Below are 14019 nucleotides of genomic sequence, written 5' to 3'. Positions count from 1 at the left end.
CGTTTCAAATGATTTCAAGAAAATTCAAGTGCTAGCATTTGGCAATAAAGTCCATGACTCCATTCGTGCAGGTAGCCCAGCGAAATGTGCTGTCTGCGCGATATTGAACTTACGAGTACCAGGTAAATAAAGATGACCAGCATCCATGACCAAGCGATGAACTATGTCTATCAACAAGTACTGCAGCGATTGCTGGGTTTCTTCTCCCGTGCCGAACGCACTGCATTGCAATTGTTGATTCAGCGCCTGGCGGTCGCGGCGGGGGGCATGGAGCGCATTGGCGATTACAAGGTGTTGGCGATCCAGTCTGGGGCCCGTGACAACTGCTACTCCCTGGCATTGTTGCGTGCCGCGCAGTTGACCATCGCCACGCGGTCGCCGGCGACATTCCAGTTGCGCATTGCCTCGTTGCGATTGAACGGGACAAGCGCGGCGGCCGTGGAAAACATGCACCGGACCAACAGCGCATTGTTTGTCTATGACGATCCCCGGGTCGAGATGTTGATGGTCGATGATCGGGAGGTCTTGCCGTTCAACCACCTGACGCTGATCTCCGACGCCGGGCGCGAGTCCAGCCGCCTGAACCAGCTGATGATCGGCCATCGCCGGGAATGGCGCGGCGGGTTCGACCTGTGGGATGACGGTTATCTGGCCACGGGAGAGTTCTACGGGCAAATCGCCCGCTGGGATGGTGGCGTCGACGCTTTGCTCATCGGTGACACGCCGCGTCAGCAGAAGCAGTTCATCGACGGTTTGAAGCGTGCCGCCACCAAGGCCGGGCTCAAGCCTTCGCACGCAGGCGAGGCCGGTTTTGCCGGGTTATTCGCTTTGCTCGATGAATTGGGTAGCGATTGTTATCACGCATTCTATGCAGATTACGGCCAGGCTCGATGGCGTCCACAAGAGCGCTTTGAGACCTGTCGTCGTACGGCCTGCATCGACATTCACGACCTGCTGGTCGGCAACCTGGAAGAGCGCTGGACATTGCTGACTGAATTCCTTGGGTTCCAGCCTGACGAACTGTCTGCGCAGATCAGCGACAACGAATTCGTCAGTCCGTCAATCTCGGCGCACGTCCGGGGGTTGCACGCGTGCTTCGTGCAGGGCCGCGATTACGAGGCCGGCGTTGCGCAATACCTGCAACACGCCTTGGTGATGATGCGCCGCAAACACTTGCCCGAGCGCTTGTGCGAGCAGGCCATGGAGGTGTTCGGCAACCCGGCGACATTCAAAGGGCAACGCGCCCGGGCGACGGCCGAGGCGCAAAAGAACCTGGGCCTGAGCGAGGCACAACTGGTGTGCCTGCTTTTCTCGCCTTTTATCGAAAAAGGTGCAGGGCTTGAGCGTTTTCTGCGCCAGTGCCATCCGGGCATGCTCGTGGCCATGCCCGAGTTGCACCGGGCCATGCAGGGGCATCCGGTCGCCGAGCAGATCATGCAATGGATGATGGATGTCAGCGGATTGCCCGTCAGCCTGATTGGCCAGCTTTATCGCATGGAGTGGACCCCGGGAGTCGATAGCGGGGCGCCTGAAGCACTCATCCAAACGGCTGTGGGCGATCCTGACGCTGGCATCACTCTGGTTGATGAATGGAAAGCGGGTCACTGAGCGTGGGCGGATTTTCAGCCCGTGCGGTCGGTCTTCACCCATGAAAGGTCCACGAGAAACGGATTTCGCCTATCAGGCGGTTTATCGATACCTGGCCAGCCTGATCATCGAGTCCGAAGGGGATGCGCGCATCCGCCTGCCGTCGCTGCGGCAGCTGGCGGATCGCCTCAATGTGTCGATCTCGACCATTCAGTACGCCTATTCGCTGCTGGAGAAAGAAGGGCGCGTCTATTCGGTGGCCAAGTCCGGTTACTACGCGTTGCCAGTGTCCTCGATCAACCCCCAGGACAGCGGCAGCGACCTGTTGGAAGCGGTCTACGTCAATGCCAGGCGCCCGGGGATGCTGGTCCTGAGCGCCGATGATCCGGCGTTGCTGCAGCCGCTCGACAGTCCACTGTTACTGCTGGAGCGAGAATTGCTGCGCCAGTATCCCCGACAGCCGCAGTCGCCTTCGCAACCCTGCGGCGAGCTCGAATTGCGCACGGCCCTGGCGGCACGCTACACCACGTCGCCCATGCGTTACTGGCATGCCGATGATGTCTACATCGGCGCCGACCTTCGCGGCGTACTGGAAATCCTGATCGCCGTGCTGGGTTTGAAAGACGCCACGGTGGTGGTTGAGTCGCCGTGCGACTGGGCGATCCTGCGTTTGCTTCAGGCCGCCTGCGTGCGCGTGATCGAGTTGCCCGTGCAAGCCGATGGCGGCCTCGATCCGCAATGGTTGAAAGTGCTGCTGGCGACCGAACCGGTGCGCCTGGTGATGCTGTCATCGGCCCTGAACATGCCCCGTGGCAGCCTGGCGCCTGACGAAAACAGGCAAGCCATTGCGCGGGTATTAGCCGCGCATGACTGTTGGGTGCTGGAAAACGACTGTTATGGCGAGCTCGGATTCGACCCGGGCGGCGTGCGTTTTCGCGACTTGCTGGACCCTGAACGGCTGATGGTGTTTTCCACGTTCGAGAAAACCATTGGGCCGGAAGCACCTTACGGTTACCTGCTTTCAAGGCATTGGAGTGCTGAGTTGCAACGGCACTTCCTGTTGCGCTCCTTTCGTCTCTCACCGATACGTCAGAAAGCCATCGCCCGCTTGTACAGCAGCGGCCGCATCGATCAACACCTGCTGGTGCTGCGACGGCTGCTGAAGGAGCGCAAGAGTCAAATGACCCAGTTGCTGCAGGAGCGGCTGGGAGATGCCTTGCATTTCGTCGAGCCGCAAGGCGGGGCAACGATTTGGCTGCGCTCGTTGCGTCGAGTCAATGTCCGCCGTGTGTTCCAGCGCCTGCTGGTGCATCAGGTGGTCATCGCGCCGGGCGAACTGTTCAGCCTGCACGGTCTGCACGGGCAGCATTTGCGCCTGAGTCATACCTTCGGTGGCGATCACAACCTGGCGGCCGCACTGGGATTGCTGGGGGATGCCCTGCGCCTGGAATCGATCGAGTGACTGAGACAAAAACTAACATCCTTGACTCTGATGGATCGATCCCATCGCGTTGCGGTCAAACTGCCAGTAAACTGCGACCCAATTCCTGAACCACTCTATTCCAGAGGTTTTGCATGACACTCAGTCCTTTTGCGGGTAAACCGGCACCGGCAGAATTGTTGGTCGATATCCCGCGACTGGTAACGGCCTATTACACCGGCCAGCCTGATGCCGCCATTTCGACCCAGCGCGTTGCCTTTGGCACCTCGGGGCACCGCGGTAGCTCGTTTGACTTGAGTTTCAACGAATGGCACGTGCTGGCGATCAGTCAGGCAATCTGCCTGTATCGCGAAGCTCAAGGCATCGATGGCCCGCTGTTTGTCGGTATCGACACCCACGCGCTGTCCACGCCGGCCGGCGCCAGTGCCCTTGAAGTGCTGGCCGCCAACGGCGTGACCGTAATGATCGCCGCGGGTGACGAGTACACGCCGACGCCGGCAATTTCCCATGCGATTCTCTGCTACAACCGCGGGCGCACGACGGGCCTGGCGGACGGCATCGTCATTACGCCGTCCCACAACCCGCCGCAAAGCGGTGGCTACAAGTACAACCCAACCAACGGCGGTCCGGCCGATACCCACATCACCAAGTGGATCGAAGCCAAGGCCAACGAACTGCTGGCCAATAAGCTCGCCGGGGTCAAGCGCATCAGCTACGAGCAGGCACTGAAGGCCAGCACGACTCATCGTCACGATTACATCAACACCTATGTCGCCGACCTGATCAACGTGATCGACTTCGACGCCATCCGCGATGCCAAGCTGCGCCTGGGTGTCGATCCGCTGGGTGGAGCGGGGGTGCGCTACTGGTCGGCGATTGCCGAGCACTACCGCCTGGACCTGGATGTGGTGAACAAAGCGGTCGACCCGACTTTCCGCTTCATGACCGTCGACTGGGACGGCCAGATCCGCATGGACCCATCGTCCAGCCACGCGATGCAAGGCTTGATCGGCCTGAAAGAACGCTTTGACGTCGCATTTGCCTGTGATCCGGACCACGATCGCCATGGAATCGTCACGCCGTCCGGTGGCCTGCTGGCGCCGAACAACTACCTCGCCGTTGCCATCGACTACCTGTTCCAGAACCGTCCGCAATGGCGCGCCGATGCCGCCGTGGGTAAAACCGTGGTCAGCAGCGGCTTGATCGATCGCGTGGCCAAGCGCCTGGGTCGTCGCCTGTACGAAGTGCCGGTTGGCTTCAAATGGTTTGCCGATGGCCTGTTCGATGGCTCCCTGGGTTTCGGCGGTGAAGAAAGCGCCGGCGCCTCGTTCCTGCGCAAGGACGGCGGTGTCTGGAGCACCGACAAGGACGGTTTGATCCCGGCCCTGCTGGCTGCCGAGATGACTGCCCGGACCGGTCGCGACCCGAGCCAGGCGTATCGTGCCTTGACCGACGAACTGGGTGAACCGTTCTCGGTGCGAGTCGACGCCAAGGCCAACCCGGAGCAGAAAGCGCTGTTGAGCAAGCTGTCGCCACAACAGGTCACCTCGACCCAGCTGGCCGGCGAACCGATCCAGAGCATCCTCAGCCACGCACCGGGCAATGACCAGGCCATTGGCGGTCTCAAGGTCATGACCGAAAACGGCTGGTTCGCGGCGCGTCCGTCGGGCACGGAGGACATCTACAAGATCTACGCCGAAAGCTTCGTCAGCGACGACCACCTCAAGCAACTGGTGGCCGAAGCGCAAACGCTGGTGGATGGCGCCATTTCCGCGAAATAAACACAGACTTTTGTGGTGAGCGACACTGTGGCGAGGGGGCTTGCCCCCGTTCGGCTGCGAAGCAGTCGTAAATCCAGACGATGCGGTGCTTCAGGAAAACCGCGTTTGCCGGTTTCAGGGTCGCTTCGCAACCCAACGGGGGCAAGCCCCCTCGCCACAAAGGATTTCGCAGCAAGTAAAAAAGGGGCGACCAACACGGTCTCCCCTTTTTTGCGATTGCGCTCAGCGAATCAAGCCAGGTCCACCAGAACGATCTCGCTGTCCTCGATGGCCGTCACACGTAGAACCTGCTCATCGACAACCGCGACACCGTCTCGAGCTTGTGCACGCAAGCCATTGACTTCAATGATTCCGGTGGCCGGCACCAGGTAAGCACGACGCCCCTTGTCCAACGGGTATTCGGCAGTCTCACCGGCCTTCAGGTTGGCCGCTACCAGCCGGGCATCGGCGCGGATGCGCAGGCTCTGTTCGTCGCCTTCCTTGCCGCTGGCCAGGGTGACAAAACCTTCGCGTTCGCCTTTCGGGAACGGCTTGGCGCCCCAGGAAGGGGCCAGGCCGGACTCGTTCGGGATGATCCAGATCTGGAAAATCCTGGTCGGCGTCGCTTCCAGGTTGTACTCGCTGTGGGCGATCCCGGTACCGGCACTCATGACCTGGACGTCACCGGCTTCGGTACGACCCTTATTGCCCAGGTTGTCCTGGTGGCTAATGGCGCCTTCGCGGACGTAGGTGATGATCTCCATGTCGCGGTGCGGGTGTTGCGGGAAACCGGTGCCGGGCGCGATCACGTCGTCGTTCCAGACCCGCAGGTTGCCCCAGTTCATGCGCTTGGGATCGTAGTATTCGGCGAACGAAAAATGGTGGTGAGCATCCAACCAGCCGTGGTTAGCACCGCCGAGCGAGTTGAAAGGCCTGAGTTCGAGCATGATCGTCTCCTGAAAAGCTTCGTCGGTGAGTGATGACGGCCATCATCCAACAGGCAACAATCGATAAAAAGCGTAAAAAATGCAGCATTCCCATCGAATCGATAGATATGAAATTATCTCGAAATTTTCTCATCCAACCTTCAATTCATCGCATAAGCCAATGAGTCATAAGCAATTGACTAGAACTCAAGGGCAAATGCAGACACCATAGCGCCCAACAGCCTCACACCCTGGAGTCAGTCCGCGTGCCGCAACACACCCCCGATCTTCCTCCTGAACTTCGTCCCCTGGCCGAGATGCCGCTGATCAAGCGATTGCTCGCCCGGTTCTTCGGCTACAGCCTGACCCGCCTGCACGCACAGCACCGTGCGTCGTGGTTGCACGGCCAGGCTGATGGTTTTCGCAGCGGACACAGCGCCGGGGTCGATTACGGCTACAAGGAAGGCAAGCTCGAAGGGCTGGAGGAGGGTCGGCAGGTCCTGCTGATCCGCGACTCGCGCTCAACTGAACACCGACCACCGAATGTCGATGAGCTGTTGTTCGATGATTGGCGCCTGCCGTTGAGTGCCGAGTTGAAAAAGCGCATGAAGGCTGATGTCGCCCGGTTGTTGCCGGCCCATGCCCAGCCGAGCGCCGCCCAATGGAAAATGATCTTCAGCGACACGCCATCCACCTCGGTGATCGCCGGTGCCGGTGCAGGCAAGTCGACCACGCTGGTGCTGCGCATCCTGCTGCTCACCCATTACCTGGGTTTCGAGCTGGGTTCGATGACCGTGGTCACCTTCACCCGCGAGTCGCGCAAGGACTTCATCAACAAGCTGATCGAACTGTTTGCGCTCTGGGGCCGCGCGATCAGTTTCAAGGAAGCGCGGGACCTGGTGCGCACCTTTCACTCGCGGATCCTGCCGATGGTGCGCAGCCTTCCGGGGTTCGAGCGTTTGCAGGCTTTCGAGAACCTCAGCCTGCGGGCGGCACAGGGGGACGATGAGGTCGACAGCAATCCGTTCGACCTGCGCATCAACGACGCTCAACGCCAGCAACTCAACGCCTGCTTTCACCGTCTGCACAGTTGCGATGAGCGTTTTCGCGAGCTGATCAAGCCGTTGTCCCGGCATGCCCTGCAACTCAAGGAGCTGGAGCGCGATCATCCGGATGTACAGAAGCGCATGGGTGTGACCGAACTGGCGGCCAAGCGCGATGAAGAGTTGTGCGACACCCTTGAGGACTTGTGGATTCGCGCCGGTGCCTGGCCGATCAAGGGTATCGAGCCGAATCGCCAGTCGTTCGATATCAATGGCGCGAAATTCCAGTGTCACGGCTACATTCCATCCCTGGATGCCTGGGTGGTGCTGGGGTTCGATCCTCGGGAAAGCCCGCAGTTGGCCCGGCCAAACGCCAAGCTGTCGGTGCGCGCAGAGTGGGCGGTAAAACGCACCCTGTTTCAAGCTTTCTGTCGTAAGCCATTGATATGGCTGGATAGTTACGAATCATCAAAACGTGTCCTGGCTTCGCTTGCCGGCGATGCCAGCGCCGGGCCGGGCTTCGATTACAAGGTCAAGGGCGAGCTCGCATCCGCGCCGTTGCTCGATTGCTTTGTCGCTGCCGCCGGATTCATTGAAAACCTCGGCCTGGATGTGCCGGGCGCGGTGGGTCAGATGAGTTTCGCCAAGGACGATCCCGACCGGTTCTTCTTCGAAGCCTTGAGCCTTTACTGGCGGGCGCTGGAAGATCATTTGCTCGACCAGAAACCGCCGATCATGACCTACAACCGGATGTTCGCCCTGTTCAGCGAGCATTCGCCGGAGAATCTGAAACTGCTCGGCGATGAACTGCTACGTCCGCTGTCGCACCTGATGATCGACGAATTCCAGGATGTCTCGCCGCAAATCGTCTCCTGGATCAGGGCCAGCCTGGCAGAGATCCGCAGTCGCGGCCCGGCCATGCACGTCGGGCGGGGCGCCCAGCGTTCCTCGCTGCTTTGCGTGGGGGATGACTGGCAATCCATCTATGGTTGGCGCGGCAGTTCGCCGACCTACTTCATGGAATTCAACAAGGAGTTCCCGTCGCCGAGCACCACCAAGGTCATGCTCAGTGACAACTACCGCAGCCACCAGCACATCATCGATGCCGCCGAACACATCGTGCGTGCAGCACCGGCGATTGCCGGGAAGAAAGCCAAGGCCAGCGGTGAACCCAAGGCATTGCTGCCAGTTAACGTGCTTGACCGTGATGACCAGGGCATGGCACAGCGTCTGATGGAGCATTACCGAAAGGGCGATTCGATCTTGATGCTTTATCGAAAAAGTAGCGATAAGTCATTGATAGAAGAGCATATTAAGTCTGTAGTTAATGTTGATTCTAGCTTGCCGCATGAGGCTCGCAGGCTCAAGCAACTGACTTATCACAGTGCCAAGGGCCTCCAGGCCGATGCGGTGTTCCTGCTCGGCGACTGCCAGCACTTGACCAGCTCGCCTTACAAGAATCAGGTTTACCGCATGGCGGGCCTGGGCAAGGCCGGTGACAGCGAACCCTACGACAACGCCCAGAAGGACGAGATCCTGCGACTGGCGTACGTCGGGATTACCCGCGCCGTCAGCCATTGCTACTGGTACGTCGATGCGCAAGACACCCAGGCTGCGAACCTGCCCAAGGCATCCGACCGGATCGGCAAGGGCAAGGCGTTCTTTGTCGATCATCGTAAAAGCCAAACCACCGCCTGAATCGAGACCCTGTAGGAGCCGGCTTGCTGGCAATGGACTCAAATACGCCGCGTTTATCCGATTCATGTGCGTCATCGTTAACGACCATCGCTGGCAAGCCAGCTCCTACAGGTGTTCGCGTACTTCCCGGGTAACTGTAGGAGCCGGCTTGCTGGCGATGGACTCAAGTGCGCCGCGTTTATCCGGTTCATGCGCGTTATCGTTAACGACCATCGCTGGCAAGCCAGCTCCTACAAGGGACCGTGTCCTGGCCGAAATGATTTGGACGCCAAACTGTAGGAGCCGGCTTGCTGGCGATGGACTCAAGTGCGCCGCGAATATCCAGTTCATACGCGTCATCGTTAACGTCCATCGCGAGCAAGCTCGCTCCTGCAAGGAATTGCGCTCAACAAAAAGCCCACTCGAAGTGGGCCTTTTAATGACTGAACCTTCAGGCATAACTTCTGAGGGCTTGGGGTGGAACGAAGGCTTCAAGCTCATCCTCTACCGCTTCGATTATTCGTTCTACATCCGCGGCATTCATGACGGTGGCGCACGGAATGCCGGCAATGGCGATCATGGTCTCGCCAGTGGCACGATCAAAAAGACGGGCAATCATGCTGCCCGGCGCGTCCATGCTCGCCTCGAAACCCATGGGATGAAAATGCCAGCGCATCAGCTGGCAGGCGTTTGGAAACGTGACCTTACTGAACCCTTTATTCATGTGTTGCCCGCCTTCATTATCGAGCGCTTCCTTTAGCTCATGGTAGGAGGGAAGAACCTTCAATGGCTCAACCAGTGACAGTCTTTAAAAGTAGCACCCGGATGTGAAAAGAATGTGGATTTTTCAGGCCATTTGGCGATTGCCGCCATTTTTTTGATTCAGGTCACGCTTCATTCGCATTTGCAGCCAAAGGCCGTCATCCGTTTAGTCGTTGAAGACAAAACGGAAGTTGGGCAAGCTCGGTCTTTTCCCGTTGAGATTTTCCATGCACGCCGATGATGATGGCCCCTTGCAAACCCAGGCCACGGGCGAGACGGTCATGCGCTATCACTTGCGCTGGAAGCACCGGGACCTGGACGGCGTCATGGCGCTCTATCACCCTGAAGTCCAGTACAACGACTTTTTCCAGAACCGGGTCATGGGCCTGGCCGAACTGCGCGAATACGTGCGCAGCAGCATGCCCCGGGACCCGGATGAGGCGCTGGAGCACTCCGACCGCATTCGCCTGGACGGCAATACCGCCTTCATCCAGTACCGCATCACCTTGCGCGGCGGTGAGGGGCTGGTGTCGTTCCGCGCCAGTGAAGCGATTACGGTCAAGGACGGGCTGATCTGGCGGGTCAACGAATACGCCTCATTGGTGCATGAGCAAGCCGCAAGCAAAGCTTCCGGCAATCAGCGCCCGGCCGTCAGCCGGCTCGGCCTGTCGCCACGTCAATTGAGCTTCATGGCCGAGGACCTGCAACAGTATTTCCAGCGCCAACAACCGTATCTCGACCCGGAGCTTGATCTGCAACGCGTGGCAAAGGAATGCGGCTACAGCCGCAACCAGATTTCCTATCTGTTGAACCAGGTGCTGGGGCAAAGCTTCTACCGCTACGTCAACCAGGCGCGCCTGCAACATCTGCTGGCTGCGCTGGATGCCGCCACGCCACCGTTGCGTATCGATGAGCTGGCCTTCGCTGCCGGATTCAATTCGCTGTCGGCGTTCTACAGCTGTTTCCGCCAGCACACCGGCCAGTCACCCAAGGCCTACGTCAAACAAATTTCTTTGCGTGCACGCGCGCAAGACAGCGCCTGAGCCCACGCACTAGGATCGACGCCATCGAAGTTTGAGTGGCGGAGTCTTGCATGCCGGCGTGGCGCACTATCAGTTTGTGGATGGACCAGCTCGACGAGCCTCTATTGGCGCGTCCGGCGCTGGAGCGGGACCTGGATGTCGACGTGGCGATTATCGGCGCGGGTTACACCGGTCTCTGGAGCGCGTACTACCTCAAGCGGCAGAAACCTGACCTGAACATCGCCATTGTCGAAGCGCAAACCGCCGGTTTCGGCGCGTCTGGGCGCAATGGCGGCTGGTTGATGGGCAATTTGCTGGGTGAAGATCGCCTGCTGGCCGATCTGCCGACGCAAGAGCGCCGTGCTTCCTACAACTTGTTGCACAGCATTCCGGATGAAGTGGCGATCGTCCTCGAACGCGAGGGCATCGACTGCGATTACCGTAAAGGCGGGGTGCTGTATTGCGCTGCGCGCTATCCGGAGCAGGAGGCCAGCCTGCGTCACTATCTGGACGATCTCCATCGCCAGGGCCTCGACGACAGCCACTATCGCTGGCTCAGCCCGGAACAACTGGCGCAACAGATCAGGGTCGCCAAACCCTATGGCGGTATCTACGCGCCGCACGTGGCGACCATCCACCCGGCCAAGCTGGTACGCGGGCTGGCCCGGGCTGTAGAGCGCCTGGGGGTGAAAATCTACGAAAACAGCCCGGTCACCCATTGGCAGTCAGGCAGCCTACGCACGGCAAAGGCGTCGGTGCGCAGTCGTTGGGTAGTGCCGGCGGTTGAAGGGTACTCCGTCACCTTGCCGCCATTGGGTCGTTACCAGATGCCGGTGCAGAGCCTGATCGTCGCGACCGAGCCCTTGTCGGCGGCCACCTGGGACGAAATCGGCCTGAGCCGCGGCCAGGCGTTCAGCGAGGCCAGTCGCCAGGTGACCTACGGCCAGCGCACCGCAGACAACCGTTTGATCTTTGGCGCACGTGGCGGCTATCAGTTTGCCGGCAAGCTGCGCCACGACTTCGACCTGACCACGGATGAAAAAGAGCTGCGGCGCTATCTGTTCGGCGAGCTGTTCCCGCAGCTGAAGAACGTGCAGATCACTCATTCCTGGGGCGGCAACCTGGGCATGTCCCGGCACTTCCAGCCACACATGCTTTGCGATCAGGCCAGCGGCATCGCCTTGTCTGGCGGTTATGGCGGGGAGGGAGTCGGCGCCAGCAACCTGGGGGGGCGCACGCTGGCCGACCTGATCCTCGGCCGCGACAGCGATCTGGTGCGCCAGCCGTGGGTCATCCCGCAGCGCGGGCTCGACGCGCTCCGGGCGTGGGAGCCGGAACCGATCCGCTGGCTCGGCTACAACGCAATCATCCGCAGCTTTGTCCATGAGGACCAGACCCTGGCCAACCCGGCTACCGCGCCCTGGCGGCGCAAGCTGGCCAGCGGGGTGGCTGGCTTCATGGAAGGTTTCATGCACTAAACGGCGCGCTCTTCATCTACAGGCTACATCGACAGGTATTCCCATGAGCATCACGCAATTCAAGAACACCGCAACCCTGAAACTGGACGAATCCAATCCGGTCGCCGTGCCCCTGGGTACGCCCGTGGCCGTGGCGTCGACCACCAGCATCGAACGCGACGACGGCGTCGAGACCGGCGTCTGGGAATGCACCCCCGGGCGCTGGCGGCGGCAGATCGTCGCCCAGGAATTCTGTCACTTCATCCAGGGCCGTTGCACCTTCACGCCCGACGGCGGCGAACCGCTGCACATCGAAGCTGGCGACGCGCTGATGCTGCCAGCCAATAGCCTCGGGATCTGGGACATCCAGGAAACCGTGCGCAAGACCTACGTTTTGATTTTTTGAATGCTTTTGACATTTGAAAGCTGATCTTTTGATTGCCTGCCAATAACAACAACCCCTACAGGAATCGACTCATGATCCGAAAGACCCTGACGCTGGCTCCGCTGATGCTGGTTGCATCCATCAGCCAGGCGGCCGAAACCGTCAAAATCTACAACTGGTCGGATTACATCGCGCCAGACACCACGAAAAACTTCCAGAAAGAAACCGGCATCGGCTTCACCTACGACGTCTACGACAGCAACGAGACCCTCGATGGCAAGCTGATGACCGGCAAATCGGGGTACGACGTGGTGTTCCCGTCCAACCACTTCATGGCCCGGCAGATTGAAGGCGGCGCCCTGAAGAAGCTCGACAAGAGTCAGTTGCCGAACTGGAAGAACCTCAATCCCGTGTTGCTCAAGGCCTTGCAGACCAACGACCCGGGCAACGAGCACGGCTTCCCGTACCTGTGGGGCAGTACCGGAATCGGCTACAACATTGCCAAGGTCAAGGCCGTGCTGGGCGACAACGCCCCCGTGGATTCCTGGGACCTGATCTTCAAGCCCGAGAACATGCAGAAGTTGCAGAAGTGTGGCGTGGCCATCCTCGACAACGGCCCCGAACTGCTGCCGGCGGCGTTGAACTACCTCGGTTTGCCCCATCACAGCAAGAACCCGGAAGACTACAAGAAGGCTGAAGCCTTGCTGCTGAAAGTGCGGCCGTATGTCAGCTACTTCCACTCGTCCAAGTACACCAGTGACCTGGCCAATGGCGATATCTGCGTGGCGGTCGGGTTCTCCGGCGACATCCTGCAGGCGGAAAACCGTGCCAGGGAAGCCAACAATGGCATCGACATCGGTTATGCGATTCCCAAGGAAGGCGCCGCGATCTGGTTCGACATGGTCGCCATGCCGGCCGATGCTCCGGATGAAAAGGCCGGCTACGCCTTCATGGACTACCTGCTGCGTCCGGACGTCATGGCCGGCGTCAGCAACTACGTGCATTACGCCAATGGCAACGAGAAGGCCGACAGCCTGATCGACCCTGCGATCAAGAACGACACCAAGGTTTACCCCAGTCCTGAAATGATGGGCAAACTGTTTGCGCTGGAGGCCATGCCACTGAGCATCGATCGGGTACGTACCCGGGTCTGGAACAAGATTCGCACCGGCAGCTGAAACATCGAGCGGTCATCGGGACAGGATGTCCCGATGTCATCGGTCTCAGCCGACCGGCTCGGCTGCGCAAGTCATCTGTCCTGAGCCGGGTATCTGCAAGAACACGTCATTGCCGATTTGCCAGAAGCTGTAGGTGCCTTTGTAGTCCTTGCCCGTGTACTGGGTTCCGGAACTGCTCGGCACCTGGCTCAGGGTGACGGAGGTGTTCGCCCACTTCAGGAACACAACGCCCGGTTCGACGGTATAGAACGTGGCGGCAATCAGCGGGCTGAAGCCGGCGCAATGGTAGGCAAGGGGGCCTTCGGTGCGTCGGCTGGGGTCCTTGGTCCTGGCAATGGCCGAGCCCTGGCGCAGTTGATGCGCGCGTTCGGCATAACTGCGAATGACGCAAGCCTTGGCTTGCGGGTCGCTGCCACACTGATTGCGGGCGGCGATCCAGAACCGCTGGTCAACCTCGACCTTGTCCGGGCGCGGCACGGCATGGTCATCGGTGAGCACCAGCAGATAAAGGCGATTGAGTTCCAGGTCCATCTGCGCCAGTTGGGCGTCGTGGCAGATGAGCTTTTCGACGGGCGCCTGGTTGCCGCTGCAGTCGAAGCTGGTTTTGTAGGTGGGTGAAGGCTTGGTGGCGGCCGAGCAAAGACTGGCTGTCACGCACGCGCTGGCAGCAAGGATCGAGACCAAAAGTGGCGTGACCATGTTCATTTCGGCTTCACCTGAATCATGACGTGATGCCCCTGTTGCAGCGGACTCCATCATAGCGCTGCGTAGTCATTCGGTC

At 59.9% G+C, this 14019-nt stretch carries 11 protein-coding genes; 8 read left to right on the top strand and 3 right to left on the bottom strand.

All coding sequences use genetic code 11. From position 1 onward, the window contains the following. Positions 1 to 132 precede the first annotated feature (132 nt). The 3 genes from KGA88_RS02790 (at position 133) to pgm (ending at position 4809) form a co-directional block, all read left to right on the top strand. A complete protein-coding gene (locus KGA88_RS02790; RefSeq protein ID WP_110659581.1) occupies positions 133 to 1608 on the top strand; it encodes a hypothetical protein in 1476 nt (491 codons plus the stop codon). Between the two features lie 40 nt (positions 1609 to 1648). Next, positions 1649 to 3049 carry a PLP-dependent aminotransferase family protein gene (locus KGA88_RS02785; RefSeq protein WP_110659580.1) on the top strand — a complete coding sequence of 467 codons (1401 nt, stop codon included), beginning with the start codon at positions 1649 to 1651 and terminating at the stop codon, positions 3047 to 3049. 113 nt (positions 3050 to 3162) lie between these two features. Then, a complete protein-coding gene (gene pgm, locus KGA88_RS02780) occupies positions 3163 to 4809 on the top strand; it encodes a phosphoglucomutase (alpha-D-glucose-1,6-bisphosphate-dependent) (protein ID WP_110659579.1) in 1647 nt (548 codons plus the stop codon). A 230-nt stretch (positions 4810 to 5039) separates the two neighbouring features. Here the strand turns inward: pgm and KGA88_RS02775 are convergent, their stop codons facing one another. After that, positions 5040 to 5735 carry a pirin family protein gene (locus tag KGA88_RS02775; RefSeq protein ID WP_110659578.1) on the bottom strand — a complete coding sequence of 232 codons (696 nt, stop codon included), beginning with the start codon at positions 5733 to 5735 and terminating at the stop codon, positions 5040 to 5042. A 245-nt stretch (positions 5736 to 5980) separates the two neighbouring features. Between KGA88_RS02775 and KGA88_RS02770 the strand changes: the two genes are divergently transcribed. Then, positions 5981 to 8455: a UvrD-helicase domain-containing protein gene (locus KGA88_RS02770; RefSeq protein WP_223588790.1), complete on the top strand. Its 2475-nt coding sequence runs from the start codon at positions 5981 to 5983 to the stop codon at positions 8453 to 8455. A gap of 430 nt (positions 8456 to 8885) precedes the next feature. Here the strand turns inward: KGA88_RS02770 and KGA88_RS02765 are convergent, their stop codons facing one another. After that, positions 8886 to 9158 (bottom strand): DUF1652 domain-containing protein, encoded by a 273-nt coding sequence (locus KGA88_RS02765; protein ID WP_008050083.1) that lies wholly within the window; start codon positions 9156 to 9158, stop codon positions 8886 to 8888. 265 nt (positions 9159 to 9423) lie between these two features. Between KGA88_RS02765 and KGA88_RS02760 the strand changes: the two genes are divergently transcribed. The 4 genes from KGA88_RS02760 to KGA88_RS02745 all read left to right on the top strand — a co-directional run bounded on the left by KGA88_RS02760 (position 9424) and on the right by KGA88_RS02745 (position 13238). Beyond that, on the top strand, positions 9424 to 10239 hold the full coding sequence (locus KGA88_RS02760) for a helix-turn-helix transcriptional regulator (RefSeq protein ID WP_110659187.1): 816 nt from the start codon (positions 9424 to 9426) through the stop codon (positions 10237 to 10239). 50 nt (positions 10240 to 10289) lie between these two features. After that, a complete protein-coding gene (locus tag KGA88_RS02755; protein ID WP_223588787.1) occupies positions 10290 to 11696 on the top strand; it encodes an NAD(P)/FAD-dependent oxidoreductase in 1407 nt (468 codons plus the stop codon). A gap of 43 nt (positions 11697 to 11739) precedes the next feature. After that, on the top strand, positions 11740 to 12081 hold the full coding sequence (locus tag KGA88_RS02750) for a cupin domain-containing protein (RefSeq protein WP_223588784.1): 342 nt from the start codon (positions 11740 to 11742) through the stop codon (positions 12079 to 12081). A 71-nt stretch (positions 12082 to 12152) separates the two neighbouring features. Continuing rightward, positions 12153 to 13238: a polyamine ABC transporter substrate-binding protein gene (locus KGA88_RS02745; protein ID WP_223588781.1), complete on the top strand. Its 1086-nt coding sequence runs from the start codon at positions 12153 to 12155 to the stop codon at positions 13236 to 13238. A 45-nt stretch (positions 13239 to 13283) separates the two neighbouring features. Here the strand turns inward: KGA88_RS02745 and KGA88_RS02740 are convergent, their stop codons facing one another. After that, positions 13284 to 13943, bottom strand: a complete 660-nt coding sequence (locus KGA88_RS02740; RefSeq protein ID WP_223588778.1) for an MliC family protein — start codon at positions 13941 to 13943, stop codon at positions 13284 to 13286. Between the last annotated feature and the right edge of the window lie 76 nt (positions 13944 to 14019).

The sequence above is a fragment of the Pseudomonas sp. A-R-19 genome (assembly GCF_019956575.1).
Classification (GTDB): domain Bacteria; phylum Pseudomonadota; class Gammaproteobacteria; order Pseudomonadales; family Pseudomonadaceae; genus Aquipseudomonas.
This window is presented reverse-complemented; position numbering and strand designations above follow the sequence as displayed.

Excerpts from the sequence above, each read along its gene's own strand:
- KGA88_RS02775 (WP_110659578.1), bottom strand. The coding sequence starts at position 5,735 with ATGCTCGAACTCAGGCCTTTCAACTCGCTCGGCGGTGCTAACCACGGC.
- KGA88_RS02790 (WP_110659581.1), top strand. The coding sequence starts at position 133 with ATGACCAGCATCCATGACCAAGCGATGAACTATGTCTATCAACAAGTA.
- KGA88_RS02785 (WP_110659580.1), top strand. The coding sequence starts at position 1,649 with ATGAAAGGTCCACGAGAAACGGATTTCGCCTATCAGGCGGTTTATCGA.
- pgm (WP_110659579.1), top strand. The coding sequence starts at position 3,163 with ATGACACTCAGTCCTTTTGCGGGTAAACCGGCACCGGCAGAATTGTTG.
- KGA88_RS02755 (WP_223588787.1), top strand. The coding sequence starts at position 10,290 with ATGCCGGCGTGGCGCACTATCAGTTTGTGGATGGACCAGCTCGACGAG.
- KGA88_RS02740 (WP_223588778.1), bottom strand. The coding sequence starts at position 13,943 with ATGAACATGGTCACGCCACTTTTGGTCTCGATCCTTGCTGCCAGCGCG.
- KGA88_RS02760 (WP_110659187.1), top strand. The coding sequence starts at position 9,424 with ATGCACGCCGATGATGATGGCCCCTTGCAAACCCAGGCCACGGGCGAG.
- KGA88_RS02745 (WP_223588781.1), top strand. The coding sequence starts at position 12,153 with ATGATCCGAAAGACCCTGACGCTGGCTCCGCTGATGCTGGTTGCATCC.
- KGA88_RS02750 (WP_223588784.1), top strand. The coding sequence starts at position 11,740 with ATGAGCATCACGCAATTCAAGAACACCGCAACCCTGAAACTGGACGAA.
- KGA88_RS02765 (WP_008050083.1), bottom strand. The coding sequence starts at position 9,158 with ATGAATAAAGGGTTCAGTAAGGTCACGTTTCCAAACGCCTGCCAGCTG.